Origin of the sequence: Stenotrophomonas sp. CFBP8980, from assembly GCF_034046095.1 — a bacterium.
Classification (GTDB): domain Bacteria; phylum Pseudomonadota; class Gammaproteobacteria; order Xanthomonadales; family Xanthomonadaceae; genus Stenotrophomonas; species Stenotrophomonas lacuserhaii.
The window spans coordinates 1-19,274 of record NZ_JAXCXF010000002.1; the positions used below are offsets into that span (position 1 = coordinate 1).

The 19,274-nt window shown below is 67.0% G+C and carries 13 protein-coding genes, 1 pseudogene and 1 riboswitch; of the genes and pseudogenes, 7 read left to right on the plus strand and 7 right to left on the minus strand.

Annotation, left to right across the window (positions count from 1 at the left end):
• Positions 1-174 precede the first annotated feature (174 nt).
• The 3 genes and pseudogenes from trhA to SOM47_RS06105 form a co-directional block, all read right to left on the minus strand.
• Positions 175-843, minus strand: coding sequence for a PAQR family membrane homeostasis protein TrhA (gene trhA / locus SOM47_RS06095; protein ID WP_320505074.1), 669 nt, complete (start codon positions 841-843; stop codon positions 175-177).
• 55 nt (positions 844-898) lie between these two features.
• Positions 899-2,500 carry a peptide chain release factor 3 gene (locus SOM47_RS06100; RefSeq protein WP_320505075.1) on the minus strand — a complete coding sequence of 534 codons (1,602 nt, stop codon included), beginning with the start codon at positions 2,498-2,500 and terminating at the stop codon, positions 899-901.
• 112 nt (positions 2,501-2,612) lie between these two features.
• A pseudogene (locus SOM47_RS06105) lies at positions 2,613-3,107 on the minus strand (M23 family metallopeptidase); the annotation flags it as partial.
• A gap of 236 nt (positions 3,108-3,343) precedes the next feature.
• Positions 3,344-3,461: riboswitch (SAM riboswitch) on the plus strand.
• Positions 3,462-3,540: 79 nt separating this feature from the next.
• Here SOM47_RS06105 and metX point away from each other — a divergent pair.
• From metX to SOM47_RS06125, 4 genes are read left to right on the plus strand one after another with little or no spacing between them, the layout of a single operon-like run.
• Positions 3,541-4,572: a homoserine O-succinyltransferase MetX gene (gene metX, locus SOM47_RS06110; protein WP_042613502.1), complete on the plus strand. Its 1,032-nt coding sequence runs from the start codon at positions 3,541-3,543 to the stop codon at positions 4,570-4,572.
• Positions 4,569-5,807, plus strand: a complete 1,239-nt coding sequence (locus tag SOM47_RS06115; RefSeq protein ID WP_320505076.1) for an O-succinylhomoserine (thiol)-lyase — start codon at positions 4,569-4,571, stop codon at positions 5,805-5,807. The genes metX and SOM47_RS06115 overlap by 4 nt, the downstream gene beginning before the upstream one ends.
• Complete coding sequence (locus SOM47_RS06120) at positions 5,804-6,892, plus strand: homoserine dehydrogenase family protein (protein WP_320505077.1); 1,089 nt, start codon at positions 5,804-5,806, stop codon at positions 6,890-6,892. Before SOM47_RS06115 ends, SOM47_RS06120 begins: the two co-directional genes overlap by 4 nt.
• A 51-nt stretch (positions 6,893-6,943) precedes the next feature.
• Positions 6,944-7,648 (plus strand): winged helix-turn-helix domain-containing protein, encoded by a 705-nt coding sequence (locus SOM47_RS06125; protein WP_192084002.1) that lies wholly within the window; start codon positions 6,944-6,946, stop codon positions 7,646-7,648.
• Here the strand turns inward: SOM47_RS06125 and SOM47_RS06130 are convergent, their stop codons facing one another.
• Positions 7,649-8,914 (minus strand): sensor histidine kinase, encoded by a 1,266-nt coding sequence (locus SOM47_RS06130; protein ID WP_320505078.1) that lies wholly within the window; start codon positions 8,912-8,914, stop codon positions 7,649-7,651. It abuts the gene before it with no gap.
• A gap of 338 nt (positions 8,915-9,252) precedes the next feature.
• Between SOM47_RS06130 and SOM47_RS06135 the strand changes: the two genes are divergently transcribed.
• Together SOM47_RS06135 and SOM47_RS06140 are read left to right on the plus strand one after the other, a co-directional pair.
• Entirely contained in the window at positions 9,253-13,917 is a 4,665-nt protein-coding gene (locus tag SOM47_RS06135) for an ESPR-type extended signal peptide-containing protein (protein WP_320505079.1), read from the plus strand.
• A gap of 72 nt (positions 13,918-13,989) precedes the next feature.
• A complete protein-coding gene (locus SOM47_RS06140; protein WP_320505080.1) occupies positions 13,990-15,834 on the plus strand; it encodes a S8 family peptidase in 1,845 nt (614 codons plus the stop codon).
• A gap of 45 nt (positions 15,835-15,879) precedes the next feature.
• On the opposite strand, the gene SOM47_RS06145 is transcribed toward SOM47_RS06140, so the two are convergent.
• Both SOM47_RS06145 and SOM47_RS06150 read right to left on the minus strand, forming a co-directional pair.
• Positions 15,880-16,872, minus strand: a complete 993-nt coding sequence (locus SOM47_RS06145) for an alpha/beta fold hydrolase (RefSeq protein WP_320505081.1) — start codon at positions 16,870-16,872, stop codon at positions 15,880-15,882.
• A 77-nt stretch (positions 16,873-16,949) separates the two neighbouring features.
• Positions 16,950-18,332, minus strand: a complete 1,383-nt coding sequence (locus SOM47_RS06150) for an L-serine ammonia-lyase (protein ID WP_042613498.1) — start codon at positions 18,330-18,332, stop codon at positions 16,950-16,952.
• 96 nt (positions 18,333-18,428) lie between these two features.
• Here SOM47_RS06150 and SOM47_RS06155 point away from each other — a divergent pair, with 96 nt between their 5' ends.
• Positions 18,429-18,659 (plus strand): glutaredoxin family protein, encoded by a 231-nt coding sequence (locus tag SOM47_RS06155; protein ID WP_042613497.1) that lies wholly within the window; start codon positions 18,429-18,431, stop codon positions 18,657-18,659.
• A 37-nt stretch (positions 18,660-18,696) separates the two neighbouring features.
• Here the strand turns inward: SOM47_RS06155 and SOM47_RS06160 are convergent, their stop codons facing one another.
• Positions 18,697-19,272, minus strand: a complete 576-nt coding sequence (locus SOM47_RS06160) for a YceI family protein (RefSeq protein WP_042613496.1) — start codon at positions 19,270-19,272, stop codon at positions 18,697-18,699.
• Positions 19,273-19,274: the final 2 nt, after the last annotated feature.

A 19,274-nucleotide genomic window follows, 5' to 3' on the forward strand; every position in this document is an offset into this window, starting at 1 on the left:
CCGTCTTTTCGCATGGATGCGAAAAGCGAGCCTACACGGACGTACTTGCGGCGTGTCCTGCACAGCCACCCCGCCCCGCCAACAAGCAGCCCTGCAGCGGTTGACGTTTGCTTTTGACGTTGCCGTTGCCGTTGCCGTTGCCGTTGCTTCAAGCCCGCGCGTAAGCGCAGAAAATCACAACACCTGCGCGGTCACCGCGACGAAGTGGCACACACTGCCGCCGATCACGAACAGATGCCAGATCGCATGCGAATAACGGATCGATTCGCGGTGGTAGAAGTAAGTGCCCAACGTGTAGGACAGCCCGCCGGCCAGCAGCCAGCCCAGCGTCCACAGGTCGATCGCCGCCAGCATCGGCTTGATCGCCACCACGATCAGCCAGCCCATCGCGATGTAGATACCGGTCGACAGGGCCTTGAAACGGCCGGTGTAGAACAGCTTGAACACCACCCCGGCCAAGGCCAGCGTCCAGATCGCGGCGAACATGCTCCAGCCCCAGGGGCCGCGCAGACCGATCAGCATGAAAGGGGTATAGGTGCCGGCGATCAGCACATAGATCGCGCAATGGTCGAAGACCTTCAGTCGCCCCTTGGCCACCGGGTGCTGGATCGCGTGGTACAGCGTGGAGGCGGTGTACAGCAGCAGCAACGCCACGCCGAACACGATCGAACTGAACAGTTGCCAGCCATCGCCGTTGATGGCGGCCAGGGTGATCAACACGGCGCTGCCCGCCAGGGCGAACACCGCACCGAGGCCATGGGTCAGCGCGCTGGCGATTTCCTCGCGGATCGATTCAACAGAGGTCATGAAGGACGAGTGGGTCGCAGGGAGGGGGACCTGCATCCCCCCTATCATCGCCGCGATGGCCGGCGCGTGCACGCCCGGCCACCGCCGTGGTTCAGGACGTGGCGGTGTACGCCGCTTCACGGGTAGCGGAGAAGCGCACGTCCGGCGCGCGTTCCTGCGCCAGCTGCAGGTTGACCCGCGTCGGCGCCAGGTAGACCAGCTGCCCGGCCGCATCCACCGCCAGGTTCAGCGCGTTCTTCTCGCGGAACTCTTCCAGCTTCTTCTCGTTGCCGCAGGTAACCCAACGCGCAGTGACCACGCTGACCGGCTCGAAGGTGGCTTCCACGCCGTATTCGTCCTTCAGGCGGTACGCGGCCACGTCGAACTGCAGCACGCCGACCGCACCGAGGATCAGGTCGTTGCTCATCAGCGGACGGAAGAACTGGGTCGCGCCCTCTTCGGACAACTGCGCCAGGCCCTTCTGCAGCTGCTTGAGCTTGAGCGGGTCGCGCAGGCGTGCGCGGCGGAACAGTTCCGGGGCGAAGTTCGGGATGCCAGTGAAGGTGATCGCCTCGCCTTCGGTGAAGGTGTCACCGATGGAAATGGTGCCGTGGTTATGGATGCCGATGACATCGCCCGGCCACGCTTCGGCGGCGATCTCGCGGTCGCTGGCCATGAAGGTCAGCGCGTTGGCCAGCTTCATGTCCTTGCCGGTACGCACGTGCAGAGTCTTCATGCCGGCCGCGAACCGGCCCGAACACACGCGCATGAACGCCACGCGGTCGCGGTGCTGCGGGTCCATGTTGGCCTGGATCTTGAACACGAAGCCGGTCAGCTTTTTCTCCTGCGGCTGCACGGCGCGGCCGGTGCTGGCACGCGGCTGCGGCGACGGGGCGTGTTCGACGAAGAAGTCCAGCAGCGGCTGCACGCCGAAGTTGTTCACGCCCGAGCCGAAGAACACCGGGGTCTGCTTGCCGGCGCGGTAAGCGTCCAGGTCGAACGGGTGGCTGGCACCCTGCACCAGTTCCAGTTCATCGCGCAGATCAGCCAGCATCTGCGCGCCGATCTTCTCGGCCAGGCCGGGCGAGTCGATGGACGGGAAGATGGTCGAGTCCTGGCGGGTGAAGTTGCGGCCCTGCTCGTACAGGTGCACCTCGCCGGTGATCAGGTGGACCACGCCTTTCAGGCGCTGCCCCATGCCGATCGGCCAGGTCACCGGAGCACACTGGATGCCGAGCACGCTTTCCACTTCATCCAGCAGGTCGATCGGTTCCTTGCCCTCGCGGTCGAGCTTGTTGATGAAGGTCATGATCGGCGTGTCGCGCAGCCGGCAGACCTCCATCAGCTTGATGGTGCGCTCTTCCACGCCCTTGGCCACGTCGATCACCATCAGCGCCGAGTCCACCGCGGTAAGCACGCGATAGGTGTCCTCGCCGAAGTCGGCATGGCCGGGTGTGTCGAGCAGGTTGACGATCTTGCCTTCGTAGGGGAACTGCATCACCGACGAGGTCACCGAGATGCCGCGCTCTTTTTCCAGCGCCATCCAGTCGGAGGTGGCGTGGCGTGCGGCCTTGCGGCCCTTGACCGAACCGGCCATCTGGATCGCACCGCCGAACAGCAGCAGCTTTTCGGTCAGCGTGGTCTTGCCCGCATCAGGGTGGGAAATGATGGCGAACGTGCGGCGGCGCGCGGCTTCGGTGGCGACTTCGGACATGGCAGGGGGCGCCCGCCCGGGGCGCAGATCAATGAAGTAAGCCGATGATTATCGCCGAAAAAGGGGACGGAGGGGATTAAGACGTGAAAGCCGCGTTCGGGCCGAATGCGCCTTAATCCCCTCCGTCCCCTTTTTCGAAGTGGAGTTGGCCGCGTGGGGTGACGATGCGGACCGGGATCGACTCGAGCTGCGTGCCGCGCTGTCGCTGCACGGCGAAATGCAGGTGCGGGGCGGTGCTGTAGCCGGTATTGCCGGACAGCGCGATCGGCTGGCCGGCCTGCACCTGCTGGCCTTCACCTACCAGCACGCCCTCGTGCTGCAGGTGCGCGTAGACGGCCATGCTGCCGTCGTCATGGACGATGCGCACATAGTTGGCGCGATCGCGGTCACGCAGGGGGTCCAATCCATTGCCGCTGAAGCCCGCCTGCACCCGGGTCACCCGGCCGGCACGCGCGGCCAATACCGGCGTGCCTTCGGGCAGGGTGAAGTCCACTGCATGGCGGTTTTCGGCGTCGCGGTGGCTGAATCGGCCCTGTGGGGCCTGGCCCACGCTGAAGCGGCGGGCATCGAACGGTAACTGGTAAGCGAACGAATCCGCTGCGGGGGCGCCTGACAGACCCCAGCCGGCGCGCCAATCGATGGTATCTGCCGCCATCGCGGGCCGGGCACACAGGGGCAGCAGCATCAGGCAGCACAGCAGCAGGCGGCGCATTGACGATCAGCGTGGCAGCAGGAGGGCGGACTGTAGCAGCCCGCGCAGGGTCCGGTGGAAGTTGCGAATGAATCCATCTCTTCATCCGCATGAAGGGATTGACAGCCCCGGAATTCGCTGGCATCGTGGCTTCACCATCGAGACCGGCAGAGGGACAGGCCCTTTGAAGCCGGGGCAGCCCGCAGGCGCGCAAGCGTCAGCGTAGGTGCCAAATCCTGCGGGGACCCCGTGTCTACCGGAAGATGGTTCGAGCCGTGCCCCGAAAGGGCAGGACTTGGACGCGAGCCCCGCGAAGGCTCGATGGCCGTTTTCCTTATTGGATGCCGCCATGAGCTTCGCCCCCAACACCGCCCTCCGCCCCGACGCCTTTGTTCCCGTCAGCGTGCCGGTCGAAGACCGCGTGCATGCCGCACGCGGCGAGTTCGCCGCGGTGCTGGACATGCGCCATGCCGGCCCGCGTCCGATCCGCCTGCGCTATGAGTGGGTCGGCCCCGCCGATGCGCCGGTGGTGGTGCTGGCCGGTGGCATCTCGGCCAACCGCCACGTGGCGGCCAATGCGCAGTTCGGCGAGAAAGGCTGGGCCGAAGGCCTGGTCGGCCCGGGGCGGACCCTCGACCCGCAGCGGCTGCGCGTGCTGGCATTTGATTTCATCGGCGCCGATGGCGCGCTGGACGTGCCGATCGATACCGCCGATCAGGCCGATGCGCTGGCTGTCCTGCTGGATCACCTCGGCATCGCGCAGCTGCAGGCCTTCGTCGGTTACTCCTATGGCGCGCTGGTCGCCCAGCAGTTCGGCCTGCGCCACCGCCTGCGCGTGCAGCGGCTGGTGGTGGTCAGCGGTGCGCATCGTGCGCACCCCTACGCGGCCGCCTGGCGCGCCCTGCAGCGGCGTGCCGTTGCGCTCGGCCAGCTGCAGTGCAGTGACGAGAACGGCCTGGCCCTGGCGCGCCAGTTCGCGATGCTCAGCTACCGCACGCCGGAAGAGTTCAGCGAGCGCTTCGATGCCGCGCCGGAAGTGATCAATGGGCGCGTGCGCGTAGCCGCCGAAGATTACCTGGACGCGGCCGCCGCGCAGTACGTCGCGCGCACGCCGGTCACCGCCTGGCTGCGTCTGTCCGAATCCATCGACCTGCATCGCATCGAACCAGCGCAGCTGCTGCTGCCCACCGTGGTGGTGGCGGTGGAGGGTGACCGCCTGGTGCCGCTGGCCGACCTGGTCAGCCTGGTCGAAGGCCTGGGCCCGCGCGGCAGCCTGCGCGTGCTGCGCTCGCCCTACGGCCACGACGCCTTCCTGAAAGAAACCGATCGCATCGACGCGATCCTCGCCAACGCCATCCGCATCCCGGGAGAAACCGCATGAGCCACGACATCCACGGCACGCCGCCCTGTAGCCGCACCACCGCCGCGGTGCGCGCCGGCATCGACCGCGATACTGCCCACGGCGCGGTGACCCCGCCAATCGTGCTGTCCTCCAACTTCAGCTTCGACGGCTTCGGCAACAAGCGCCAGTACGACTACACGCGCAGCGGCAATCCGACCCGCGACCTGCTCGGCGAGGCACTGGCCGAACTGGAAGGTGGCGCCGGCGCAGTGGTGACGGCCACCGGCATGGGCGCGATCAACCTGGTGCTGCAGGCGCTGCTGGGCCCGGAAGATACCCTGGTGGTGCCGCACGATGCCTACGGCGGCAGCTGGCGGCTGTTCAATGCGCTGTCCGGCAAGGGCCAGTTCAAGCTGGTCACCGCCGATCTGACCGACCCGCGCTCGCTGGCCCAGGCGCTGGCCAGCTCGCCGAAGCTGGTGCTGGTGGAAACGCCGTCCAACCCGCTGCTGCGCATCACCGACCTGCGCTTCGTCATCGATGCCGCGCACAGGGCCGGCGCGCGGGTCGTCGTCGACAACACGTTCCTGTCGCCCGCCCTGCAGCAGCCCTTGGCGTTCGGCGCCGACCTGGTCCTGCATTCCACCACCAAGTACATCAACGGCCACAGCGATGTGGTTGGCGGGGCGGTGGTCGCGCGCGATCCGGAGCTGGCGCAGCAGCTCACCTGGTGGGCCAACGCACTGGGCCTGACCGGTTCGCCGTTCGATGCCTTCCTGACCCTGCGCGGCCTGCGCACGCTGGATGCGCGGCTGCGCGTGCACCAGGAAAACACTGCGGCGATCGTGCCGTTGCTGGCCGCCCATCCGGCAGTGAGCGCGGTGTATTACCCCGGCCTTGCCGACCACCCTGGGCATGCCATCGCCGCGCGCCAGCAATCCGGTTTCGGCGCCATGCTGTCCTTCGAACTGGCGAGCTGCGACGGCGGCGATCCGCATGCGGCCGTGCGCGCTTTTGTCGATGGCCTGCAGTACTTCACCCTGGCCGAATCGCTGGGCGGCGTGGAAAGCCTGGTCGCGCATCCGGCAACCATGACCCATGCGGCGATGACCGTCCAGGCACGCCAGGACGCCGGCATCAGCGAGGGTCTGCTGCGGTTGTCGGTGGGTATCGAATCCGAACGCGACCTGCTCGCCGATCTTGCCGCCGCGCTGGATCGCGCCGCGGCGGTGGTCGACACACACGCCCGGCAGAAACAGGTCGTGGATGCATGAACGCCCAGGTCATCGAACTCTCGCACGCCGCCCCGGGGCGACTGGCGTTGCTGGGAACCGGCACGGTGGGCACCGCGTTCGTCGTCCGCTACCAGGCGTTGCAGGCGCGCGGGCTCGCCTTGCCGCCGTTCCGTTGGTTGGCCAACTCGCGCGCGGTACTGGCCTGCGACGGTGCGCCGGAACGGCCACTGCATGAGATACAGCGCGCCCCCCGGCTGACGGCCGCAGCAACGGCGTGGAAGCAGGCCGACAGCCTGCACGCCGGCGACGTGGTGGTGGACGCGACGGGCAGTGAAAGCGTCGCCGCCGAACACGCAGGCTGGCTGGCGCGCGGCGTGCACGTGGTGACAGCCAACAAGCTGGGGCTGGGCGCGCAGCAGCAGCGTGCAGCGCAGATTGCGGCGAACTGTGCCGACAGCGGCGCGCGCTACGGCGACAGTGCGACAGTCGGAGCGGGCTTGCCGTTGCTGAGCAGCCTGCGCGCGCTGGTCGAAGGCGGTGACCGCATCCACCGCATCGAAGGCGTATTGTCCGGTTCGCTGGCCTGGTTGTTCCACCGCTACGACGGTAGCCAGCCGTTTTCGGTGGCCGTGCGCGAGGCGCTCGCTGCCGGCTTCACCGAGCCGGACCCGCGGCTGGATCTGTGCGGAGAGGACGTCCGGCGCAAGCTGTTGATCCTGGCGCGTGCCTGCGGACTGGCAGTGGACGATGGGCAGGTGAACATCGACTCGCTGGTGCCCGCGGCACTGGCCGCGCTGCCACCGGAGCAGGCACTGGCACAACTGGCGCAGCTGGATGAAGCCGTGCAGCAACGTTGGCGACGGGCACACATGGCGGGGCAGGTACTGCGCTTCATCGGCAGTGTCCAGCCTGGCGCCGCACGGGTGGGGCTGCAGTCGCTGGCCGCCGATCATCCGCTGGCATCGGGTGCAGGAACGGACAACCGTGTCGCGATACACAGCGATCGTTATCGCGATCAGCCGCTGCTGATCCAGGGCCCGGGAGCAGGCGCCGACGTCACGGCGGCAGCGCTGTTGGATGACGTGCTGCGTATTGCGCGAAATGGCCGCACGGGTCGCCGGTGAGACCGGTGATCTGGCTATTATCGATCAATACTGATTATCGATGAAGGGGTAGTGAGCGACGTGGAACCTGCCTCCCTGCGCGTGGCCCTGCTTGAAGATGACGCGGTGCTGCGTGAACGGATTCTCCTGCCGCGCCTGCGCGAGCACGGATTCGACGTGGTGGGGCTGGGCACGGCCGCCGCGCTTGAGCGACAGCTCGTGGCCAGCCTGCCCCACATCATCGTGCTGGATCTGGGACTGCCAGACGCCGATGGCTTCGAGCTGGCGCAATCGCTCCGGCAACGGTTTCCCGCACTCGGCATGGTGATGTTGACCGGGCGCCAGTGTCCCGATGACAGGGTGCGCGGGCTGATCGATGGTGCCGATGCCTATCTGACCAAGCCGGCCGAACTGGGGCTGCTGGCGGCAACCCTGCACAGCCTTGCGCGACGCCTGCGGTCGGTCGGCGATGACAGCAGCCGCGGCGCACCGGGGTGGCGGCTGGATGGCAGCGGCTGGCGGCTGCTGACACCGTGTGGACAACAGGTGGCATTGACGCGCAGTGAGCGACCGCTGCTGCACTGCCTGATGCAGCACGCTGGGGAAGTGGTCGGCCGTGAGGCGTTGGTCGCCACGCTGACCGGTGACACGCTCGCCTTCGACATGCACCGGCTGGAGTCGCTCATTCACCGGCTGCGACGCAAGATCGCCGCGGCGAGCACGCACCCCTTTCCGCTTTCGGCCGCGCACGGTGCCGGCTACGTGTTCGCGCCCTGATCAGCCAGCGGGAAACAGCAGGCGGATCTGCGTTCCCACCTGGCAGGTACTGTGCACCTCGATGCGTCCGCCATTGGCATGCACCACATCGCTGACCACCGGCAGCCCCAGGCCGGTTCCCTGGTCACGCGGCTTGGTACTGAAGAAGGGTTCGAACATCCGCTGACGGGTCAGGGCGTCCATGCCGTGGCCGTCGTCGGTAACGGTCAGCTGCACCGATCCCTTGTCCTGCATCACTTCTATCACGACCTGGCCACGCGATAACGGACCCAACGCATCGCGGGCATTGGCGACTAGATTGAGCATGATCAGGTCGAACTGGTTACGATCCATGAAAAGGTGCGCGTCGCCATCGACGTCGCCGATCTTCAACTGGCTGCGTCTGATGAAAAGCTTGCCCAGCATCGGTTGCAGTTCGAGTAGTGCGGCGCGCACGCCGAAGCGTTCCGCATGCGCGCTGTCATGGCGGCTGAGGCGAAGCAGGGCGCGACAGATGTAGTCGCCCCTGCGCGCCGCCGTCTCTATGCCTTCCAATGCATCCACCAGCGCAGCTTCGCGCTGCTGCGGACTACCGGCAACGCGATTGCGCTCGTCGCAGAAGCCACGGATCACCGCCAGCAGATTGTTGAAGTCGTGGGCGATGCCGCTGCTCAGGCGGCCAGCGATTTCCAGTTTCTGTGCATGCAACAGGTGCTGCTGAAGCATCTCGCGCTGGTCCATTTCACCGCGCAGTGCGGCGCTGTGACGGCGTTCGCGCAGCAGGCTGTCGCGCAGGGCGCTGGCGGTACGGTCCAGGATGAAGGCGATGATCAGCCACGCCAGCACCAGCGATGGACCGTTGCGCATGGCGTTGGCGGTCCATTGGCTGTCGTGCCCCAGGTGGTAGTCGGTGTGCATGCCCACCGCGACCACCAGCAGGATGCCGAACCAGGTCGACCACAACGCGCGGCGCCCCAGCACCAGTCCCGCCATCACCAGCAACAGCAGCAACGGTGTCTGGTCGATCAGCAGCGCATGCGCGCCCAGCGTGTGCCAGGTCATGACGCTGCTGCCGAGCAGGGCGCAGATGAAAAGGCGCACGGCGCGTCGCAGATACCCTCGCCGCACCAGCACTACGCCGACCAGCGCGGTTGCTGCGGTCAACAGATCCGTTGCCAGCACCAGCATCCAGCCCGGTGGAACGGGACGGTCCGCCAGTTGCCATGCCCAGTTGAGCGGCAGGGCCAGGCCATAGAAGAACAGCAGCAACTGAAAGGCCGGTGCCATTCGCCTGTCGACGTCGTCATGTGCAGCGAGCGGTGTGCAGGCATGCAGCCAGCGGCGCCACCTCGAAGCGGGGCGTGGCGGGGAGAGGTGTGGCATGCGACGCGCGATTTCGATCAACGGTGAGGAGTGGCGAGTATTCGGTGACAACCGGTGCGTGACAACGAACATGGCTGAACCTTACGTTCATCCGCGCCGCTGCTGGACGTGTGCAACCGGACCGGACGCCACGCGCCACGTGGCACTTCTTTGACCACTCGCGCCCAACGTACGGATCGGTGCAGCGCACCGTGCGGCGTCAGGGACGGGAGTGCTTTGCCCTTCGAACCGTGAGGTGCTGGATGAACAAGATTTTCAGTCGTGTATGGAGCCGCTCGCTGCAGCAACTGGTGGTGGCATCTGAACTTGCCACCCGTGGAAGTTGCCAGGGCGGCAGGCGGCGCTTGCCGGGGTGCGTGATGGCCGGCGCCTTGTTGCTGCCTGCATGGGCGGCCGTGGCATCGGACGATCCGCTCATCCAGCCCCAAGCGACCCCCTCTGGTGGCTACGTGGCCGTTGGCGGCAGTGATGACGGCAGCGATGACGCGCAGGCCATCGGTGATGCGTCCGTGGCGGTAGGTGTGCTGGCTCGTGCACAGGGGGCCGATGCCACCGCAGTGGGCAGCCAGGCGCGGGCAACAGCGGTGGGCGCGTCGGCGTTCGGCAGCAATGCGCGGGCAACGGCAGGGTCGGCCACGGCGGTAGGGCAGAGTGCCCGCGCACTGGCTACCGGAGCCGCGGTAGTGGGGCACAATGCGACAGTCAGCGCAGCGGGCACGGGCTCGGTTGCACTGGGTGCGTACGCACAGGCCGATGCTGCCGACGCGGTGGCGCTGGGCAGCAATGCACTGGCTGACCGTGTCGGTACGGTGTCGGTAGGGCGAAGCGGACAGGAGCGCCAGATCACCAACGTGAAGGCCGGCAGCGAGGCGACCGATGCCGTCAACGTTGCCCAGCTGGACCAGGTAAAGGCGCAGATGGGGGCGCTGGACTATATCGCCATCGATGGCGACACCGACCGCAATGACCGTGCTTCGGTCAGCGGCGAGAAGGCCATCGCGATCGGCTCCCGGGCCACCTCTGATGGCAACAGCACCACGGCAGTGGGTGCAGAAGCCTGGACGCAGGGGATCGGCAGCTCGGCATTCGGCCAAGGGGCTACGGTGATCGGCGATGCCGGTACGGCCATCGGCCAGGGCAGCTCGGTGGTCGGGTTCGGCAACACCGCGGTAGGGGCCAGCGCATCGGCGGAGGCTGACCAGGCGGCGACCGCGCTGGGTGCGAGGAGTACTGCCATGGGCCAAGGCTCCACCGCAGTGGGTGCGAACGCGCAGGCCTACGGTCCAGGCAGCTTTGCCGCAGGCTACAACGCCGGCACCAACAGCGAAGCGGGCGTGGCCATCGGCGCCAACGCGCGTGCCGCTGGCGGTGACTTCACCGTGGCGGTAGGCGGCAACGCGCAGGCAGTAGGCACTGGCGCCTCGACCCTGGGTGCTGGCGCATTGGCCCGCGGCGAAAACGCGACGGCACTCGGCAGTGAATCCACGGCGGATGGCGATGCAGCGCTGGCTGCTGGCAACAACGCTTCGGCGTACGGCATGGAAAGCAGTGCATTCGGTTCCAACAGCTTGGCCGATGCCGCGCACGCAGTCGCCATCGGTAGCAGTGCGCTGGCTGCAGGCGAAGGGTCCATTGCAGTGGGAAGCGGCGCAACCGCGCTGGCCGAGCGCGCCATCGCGCAGGGCAGCGGTGCCAGCGCCACGGCACAGTCGGCCATTGCACTGGGTGATGGCAGCACGGCCGAGGGTGCGGGGTCGATGGCGTTGGGTTCCTTGTCGGCCTCCCGCGGCTACGGCAGCGTCGCTGTTGGCGGCCTGGCCGAAGCCAACGGCAACAGCTCGGTCGCAGTGGGTACCCAGGCCGTCGCTGGGGGCCCGGCCGGCGTCGCCGTCGGTGTGGGCTCATCGGCTGACGGTGATTTCTCTTCCGCGCTGGGTTCGTTCAGCCGGGCCAGCGGCCACGGCAGCCTGGCAATGGGCAACTCCAGCACCGCTGCCGGAACCACCAGCATCGCGGCAGGTTTCAAGTCGTCAGCCGACGGCGAGGGCGCGATGGCGCTCGGTTCAGAGTACATCTGTGAAGGCACCTGCATCGAAACCAACACCGCCGCCATTGGCAGCAACAGCATGGCCGTGGGCGCTTCGGCGCGTGCGTTCGGCAACGATTCGATGGCATTGGGGCCGCTGAGCGGTGCCTTCGGCCAGAGCGCAGTCGCGCTTGGGCTGCGTTCTGAAGCGCATGGCAACAACAGCACCGCCATTGGCCAGGACGCGATGAGCAAGGGGGCCAACAACGTTGCGCTGGGCAACAAGGCGCATGCGGCTGGCGGCACCGATCCCGCCGTGCTCAGCAACAACATCGCCATCGGTACGGACAGCCTGGCCGACTACGCATATTCCACCGCGATGGGCACCAACGCACATGCCACCGGGCTGGGCTCCACGGCGCTGGGCTGGAACGCGACGGCATCGGCATGGAACGCTATCGCGCTGGGCAGCTCGGCTGGCGCCAGCGAGGCATTCGGCGTGGCAATGGGCTACGACAGCCATGCCGATGCGTACCAGGCAACGGCCATCGGTGCATCGGCGCGTGCGTCTGGCAGTGCAGCCACCGCCCTCGGTGGCGGCAGCACGGCCGACGGATTGGGCAGCGTGGCAGTCGGCAAGTTCTCCTACAGCCATGGGGAATACGCCACCGCGCTGGGCACGATGGCGGTGGCCTACGGTGACCGCAGTGTTGCCATCGGCACTTCGTGGGTGGAGCAGCAGGCTACTGATAGTGTCGCGCTGGGCCACGGATCGGTTGCCAGCCGCGCCAATACGGTGTCGGTGGGCGCATCCAAGGAATGGTGGGACCGGATGGGGGACTACCACGGGGTGATGCAGCGTCAGATCACCGACGTTGCCGCCGGTACCCAGGACCATGATGCGGTCAACCTTGCCCAGCTGAAAGGCGTGGAAGCCAAGGCGGGTAGTGGTCGCTTCGTTGCGGTCGACGGTACCGATGATGGCAGTGAGGATCCCTTCGCCAATGGTAAGGGGGCTACGGCGATCGGGCCGCAGGCGAGTGCCGAAGGAGCAGGCAGCCTGGCTGCCGGTCACCAGGCCAATGCCATCGGGGCGGACGCCATTTCGATGGGTGCGCAGGCCCTCGCACTTGGTGAGGGTGCGCTAAGCATTGGCAGCGCCGGCTCCGCGCTCGGCGCCAATGCGTTGGCGATCGGTCAGGGTGCGGTGGCAAGCGGGGACTTCAATACGGCCGTCGGTGGTGCCTATGACGGGCTCGTCGATGGCCTACCGGTGCAGCGCACGACGACAGCCTCGGGTTCCGGTGCGGCTGCATTCGGCGCGGGTGCACAAGCGATCGGCATAAACTCCCTTGCCGTGGGTACCGCCTCCAGTGCAGACGCGCAGGGAACCGCAGTGGGCTTCGGCGCTATCTCCAGCGATGGCTTTGGCACCGCAGTGGGAACCTACAGCCATGCACAGTCCGAAGGCACCGCGATCGGATACGGCGCCAAGGCGCTGCTGTACGGTTCCACAGCGGTCGGTTGGAACGCGGAGGCCACTGGCCTCTACTCCATCGCCGTCGGCCTCGGCAGCCGCGCGACGCGATGGGGTGCGCTGGCGATAGGCGATTTTGCCGACGCGATGGGCGAGGGCAGCATCGCCATCGGCGAAGTTGCTGCTGGAACTGGAAATGAGAGTGTGGCGATTGGCTCGTCTGCGAAGGCCTCGAGCAACGGGTCGGTCGCCTTCGGTGCGTCGGCCGTGGCCGAGGCGCAAGGCTCGGTAGCCATCGGCGCATCCAGTCTGGCCGACAGGGCCAATACCGTGTCCGTGGGCCGTGTTGGCGCGGAGCGTCAGATCGTCAATGTTGCCGATGCCACTGAAGGCACCGATGCGGTCAACAAGCGCCAGATGGACAGCGCCATCGCCGATCTCGGCGACGGCCTGGGGGATCTGGACGCGACGGCGGTCCGCTACGATGAAAAGGGCAAGGCACGCATCACCCTGGGCGGTGAGCAGGGCACCACGATCAGCAACGTCCGCGCCGGCGTGGCATCAACCGATGCGGTCAACGTCGACCAGCACAATGACGTAGTGCGCGCGCTGGGGGGCGGTGCTGCGCTGGGCGGCGACGGCATGCTGATCCGACCGGTCTACACCGTGCAGGGGGTTCGTTTCGGCAACGTCGGCGGTGCGGTGGGCGCCCTGGATGGCGCGGTCAGTGCGCTCGGCACGCGGGTAGGCGTGTTGGAATCGGCTGCTGCTCCGGCGCCCGGGCCCGGCACCGGAGCGGGCGGCAGCGGGGAAAGCGGTGGCCAGTTGCCGATCGGCACAGGGCCCGGTGAAGGCGCCGATGCGGGCGGGCCGGGCCACGGCCTGGTGGCTGCCGGGACCGGCAAAGGCGCGGTGGCGATCGGTGAAGGTTCGATCGCCAATGATGCCGATACGGTGTCTGTCGGCAGCACCGACAACCTGCGCCGGATCACCCATGTCGGTTCGGGCACGGCCGCAAGCGATGCGGCAACTGTCGGGCAGATGCAGGCAGGCGATGCACAGACGCTGGCGTCGGCGCGAACCTATACCGACTCGCGCTTCAAGGAAATGGATGATCGCTTCGTCGACCTGTCCCAGGGCGTGGACCAACGCCTACACCAGCAGGATCGTCGCATCGACCGCCAAGGCGCCATGAGCAGCGCCATGATGAACATGGCGCTCAATGCCGCTGGCAGCCGCAGCCCGCGCGGCCGTGTGGCCGTTGGTGCCGGCTGGCAGAACGGAGAGCAGGCGCTGTCGGTCGGTTATGGAAAGCAGGTCGGCGAGCGTGCCAGCTTCAGCCTGGGCGGAGCGTTCAGCGGCAGTGACCGCTCGGCCGGCGTCGGCTTCGGCATCGACCTGTAACCCCCCGGCCGCCCCGTCCGGGGCGGCCTCTTCCCGGGGTCGTGTGTTACCCCTCATATGGATGTAAAACCCATGAACAAGCCGCTTTCCTTCTGTGCCTGCGGCGTTGCCATCGGCGTGGCGCTGGGCACCTTCTCCTTGTCGAGTGCTGCTGCCGACCTGGCCACGGGCAACCGGGTCATGCCACTGCGTCAGCTGCCTGGCGCGCAGGCATCGAACGGCGCGACGAACTTCATCGTCAAATACAGGCCGGGCAGTGCGCCGGCACGTGATCGCAGCCGGGTGCCGGCCAGCCTGGCGGCCGCTACTTCGCGTGGCATCGTGGTGCAGTCGGCACAGACACTGCCGCGCCTGCACAGCGTGCGGCGCGGGGCAACCGGTGCCGAGATCATCATCGCCTCGCGAGTGCTGGCGCCTGCCGAATCGCAGGCGCTGTTGCAGCAGCTGCGCGCGGATCCGGACGTGGCCTACGCACAGCTCGACACGCGCAAATACGCGCTGGACCTGATGCCCAACGATCCGCAACTGCCGATCTATCAATGGGACCTGCTCAATACCGTGGGCGGCATCCGGGGCCCGGCCGCCTGGGAGCACAGCACCGGCGAAGGCGTTGTGGTAGCAGTACTCGATACCGGCGCCGCCCCGCACGTCGACCTGAAAGACAACCTGATCCCGGGCTATGACTTCATCTCCTGGTATGGCCAATCGGCGGATCAACCCGATGTCGCCGGCGATGGCGATGGCCGCGATCCCGATGCGACCGACCCGGGCGACTGGGTCGATGCCTCCATGCCGTGGTGTGGTGGCAGTTCCAGCAGCAGCTGGCATGGCACCCACGTCGCCGGCACGGTGGCTGCCATGACCAACAACGGAATCGGCGTGGCAGGTACCTCCTGGGGAGCAAAGGTACAGCCGGTGCGGGTGCTGGGCCACTGCGGTGGACTGACGTCCGACATCGCCGATGCCATCGTCTGGGCCGCTGGCGGCCACGTTGATGGCGTGCCGGACAATCCTACGCCGGCCGATGTCATCAACCTGAGCCTGGGCGGTTCGGGCAGGTGTGCAGAGGACCCCGCAACCCAGGAGGCCATCGATCTGGCGACCGCTCGCGGTACCACCGTGGTGGTGGCCGCTGGCAACCAGGCCGCCGACGCGGTGAACTACAGCCCGGCCAGCTGCAGGAACGTCATCACCGTCGGGGCGACCGGTATCGGTGGACGCATCGCCAGTTATTCCAACTACGGCAGCAATGTGGCTCTGGCTGCTCCCGGCGGCGACCCGGACAGCAGCGCAGGCATTTCGCAGGGTTACGTGTGGTCCACCGGCAATGAAGGTGCGACCGTCGCAGGCAGGGACATCCTGGTCGGCATGGTCGGTACATCGATGGCCGCCCCGCATGTGGCGGGCATCGTCGCACTGATGCAGTCTGCATCGGTCGGCGCGGACCGGGGTGCGCTGTCGCCGGCGCAGGTACGACAACTGCTGGTTGATTCCGCGCGTCCCTTCCCGATAGCGCCGCCTGCAGACAGGCAGATCGGCGCGGGCCTGGCCGATGCCGCCGGCGCGGTGCAGTTGGCGCTCGGCAATCCCTTGCCCGAGCCGCCCATTCCCGGGTTGCAGAATGGCGTGCTGTCCAGCGGTCTCGGCGGCGCTGCGGCGCAGTCGTTCGTCTATCAGCTCACTGTTCCGGCCGGCACGCGGAGCTTGAATCTGCGCACAGTGGGCGGTCGTGGTGATGTCAGCCTGTACGCCTCGCAGGGGACCGCGCCGACGCCGGACGATGCCCAGTTCCGGTCGAACCGTCCCGGCAATGCGGAGACCATCGTGGTGAGCAATCCGCGTGCAGGTACCTGGTACCTGCGTATCGTGGGCGAGGCGGCGTTCACCGATGTGGGGGTGCTGGCGATCACACGCTGATCGACGCTGGCCTTGGGGCACGCGCGATGCGTGCCCCTCCCTGCCTTACCGGTTGGCGACCAGTGAACGCAGCAGGGCGACGTTGAACGCGTGTGGATCCTGCACCTGCGGGGAATGTCCCAGTGTGGGGAATTCGACCAGCGCCGCGCCTGGAATGGACCTGGCAGCGGCCTTGCCCAAGGCGGGGTAGTCACCCAGCGTTGCCTTCAGTGCCGGCGGCGCCAGGTCCCTGCCGATGGCGGTGCGGTCGGTCTGGCCGATGAACAGCGTGGTCGGTACGCGGATGTTCTTGAGCTCATGAACCACGGGCTGGTTGAACACCATGTCCGAGGTCAACGCCTGGCTCCATGCCACGGCGTCCTTGCCCGGGCCGGCATACATGCCGGCCTGCATGCGCGCCCAGTGCTCGAAGGATGGTTTCCAATCGCCGTTGTAATACACATCAAGCTGGTATTTCTTGATGGATTCAAAGCTGGTCTTCAGCTCGTTGGCGTACCACGCATCCACGCTGCGCCACGGTACGCCCAACGCTTTCCAGTCCTCCAGGCCGATCGGATTGACCAGCGACAACGACTGGGTGGCATCCGGGTACAGCAGTGCATAGCGGGCAGCCAGCATGCCGCCCATTGAATGGCCGACGATGTGCGCGCGCTGCACGCCGAGCTGCTGCAGCAGGGCATGCGTATTGGCCGCCAGCTGGCCGAACGAATACTGGTAGCCCTGCGGTTTGCTGGATTTGCAGAAACCCACCTGGTCTGGTGCGATTACCCGATAGCCGGCATCAAGCAGGGGCTGGATGCTCTCCTGCCAGGTAGCGGCACAGAAGTTCTTGCCGTGCAGCAGGACCACCGTGCCGATCGGCGCACGCGGCGGCAACAGGTCCAGGTAGGCCATTTCCAGTGGTTGGCGCTGCGACTGCAGCGCGAACATCCTGACCGGATGGGGATAGTGGAAGCCTTCCAGCCGGGCGCCGTAGCTCCCGGCGGCGAACGTGGTGATTGGAAGGCAGGCAAGCAGGGCGGTGGCCAGCAGGCGCATGGTGGTCTCCGGGGGGAAAGCTCGAGGTTAACCGGAAAGGCGTGACGACCAACGGTCGTCACCCACCACCAGTGGCGTCAGCACTCGATGACGTTCACCGCCAGCCCGCCGCGGCTGGTTTCCTTGTATTTGTCCTGCATGTCGCGGCCGGTGTCGCGCATGGTCTTGATGACCTTGTCCAGCGATACCTTGTGCTTGCCATCGCCGCGCATCGCCATGCGCGAGGCATTGATCGCTTTTACTGCGCCCATCGCGTTGCGTTCGATGCAGGGAATCTGCACCAGACCGCCGATCGGATCGCAGGTCAGGCCCAGGTTGTGCTCCATGCCGATCTCGGCGGCGTTTTCGATCTGGCTGGGGCTGCCGCCCAGCGCGGCGACCAGACCACCGGCGGCCATCGAGCAGGCCACGCCCACCTCGCCCTGGCAACCGACTTCGGCGCCGGAAATCGAGGCGTTTTCCTTGTACAGGATACCGATCGCCGCCGAGGTCAGCAGGAAGTCGAAGATCCGCTGTTCGTTCGCCCCCGGGCAGAAGCGGTCGAAGTAATGCAGCACCGCAGGCAGCACGCCGGCGGCGCCGTTGGTGGGGGCGGTCACCACGCGGCCGCCGGCGGCGTTCTCTTCGTTCACCGCCAGCGCGTACAGGTTGACCCAGTCCAGCGTGGTCAGCGGATCGCGCATCGCAGCTTCCGGCTTGGACGAGAGCTCGCGGTGCAGGGCGGGTGCGCGCCGGCCGACCTTCAGTCCGCCTGGCAGTACGCCTTCCTGGCGGATGCCGCGGGCCACGCACGCCTGCATCGCTTCCCATATTTCACGAAGCTGGTCCCGGATCTCGTCTTCGCTGCGCCAGGATTTTTCATTCTCGAACATCAGCTGGGCAATGCTCAGCCCGCTCCGCGCGGTCTGCGCCAGCAGTTCATCGCCACTCTTGAACGGATAAGGCAGCGGGGTCTCATCGGGTACGATGCGGTCGTCGGCCGCATCATCCTGGTTGACCACGAAGCCGCCGCCGACCGAGTAATAGTCCCGCGTGGCAATCAGCTCATCGTTGGCGCCATAGGCTGTGAAGCGCATGCCGTTGGTGTGGTAGGGCAGCTTCTGGCGCTTGTTCAGCCCGAGGTCGCGCTTCTCGTCGAAGGCGATTTCATGCTGGCCCATCAGGTTGATGCGCTTGCTGGTCCGGATGCGTTCCAACGTGGCCGGGATGATGTCCGGGTCGATCAGGTTCGGCCGCTGGCCTTCCAGCCCCAGCAGTACCGCTTTGTCGGTACCGTGCCCGCGACCGGTCAGTGCCAGCGAACCGTAGACGTCGGCGCGGATGCGCACCACGTCCTGCAGCCGGCCAGGATCGAGCAGCCACCGGTGCACGAAGCGCTCGGCCGCCTTCATCGGGCCTACGGTGTGCGAGGAACTCGGGCCAATGCCGATCTTGAAGACGTCGAACGTGCTGACTGCCATGGATGCCGTGCTGCGGGTACCGGGAAAGGCGCTATTCTAACGGTTGCCGCAGCGCATCCTTGGCTGCGCCGCAGCAAAGCCATCGGAGCCCTGCCTGTGTTCATCCTGTACCAGCGTGATGACTGCCAGCTGTGTGACCAGGCCTTGGCCGTGCTCGCCCAGGCGCGTTTTCCGGATTTCGATCCGGTGTTCATCGATGGGCATCCCGCGCTGGAACCCCGGTATGGAGCGCGCGTGCCGGTGCTGCGTGATGCCGGTGCGGACCGTGAGCTGGATTGGCCATTCGACGCCGCGGCACTGGCGGCATGGAGGCACCCGGATCCGTAGCGCCGGACCTCGCCCGGCGCTGGCGGACCTGCGTCGGTCATTTCGCCTTGAATGTCACCACGGTGCTGATCGCGGTTTCGTCCGGAATGCTCTTGGTGTCGGCCCAGTCGCCTCCTCCCACGCCGAAGTCCAGGCGCTTCACGGTGGCCTTGCCCTTCAGTACCGGCTGGGTGCCGGGGGTCCAGGTGAAGGTCAGGGTCACCGGCTTGCTGACGCCGCGCAGTTCCAGCGTGCCATCGGCAGCGTAGGTATCACTGCCCAGTGCGCGGAAGCCGCTGGCGGAGTAGCGCGCGGTGGCGAACTTGCCGACATCGAAGAAGTCCGCGCCCTGCAGGGTGGAGTCGCGGTCACTGTTGCCGCTTTTCGCACCGGCCAGCGGGATGTTCACCTCCAGCTTGCCGGCCGCAGGGTTGGCCGGATCGAAGCTGAGCTGGGTGGAGAACCCGGGGAAGGTGCCGGCGAAGACCTCGCCGTCGTACTTGGTGGCAAAGGCCAGGTTGGAACCTGGCGCACCGGCCGCCTGTACGTAGTCGGCGGCGATCGCCGGAGAGGCGGCCAGCAGGCCGGCCAGCGCAGCGGCGACGGCCGAGGGAGTGCTCAGTTTGATGCTCATCG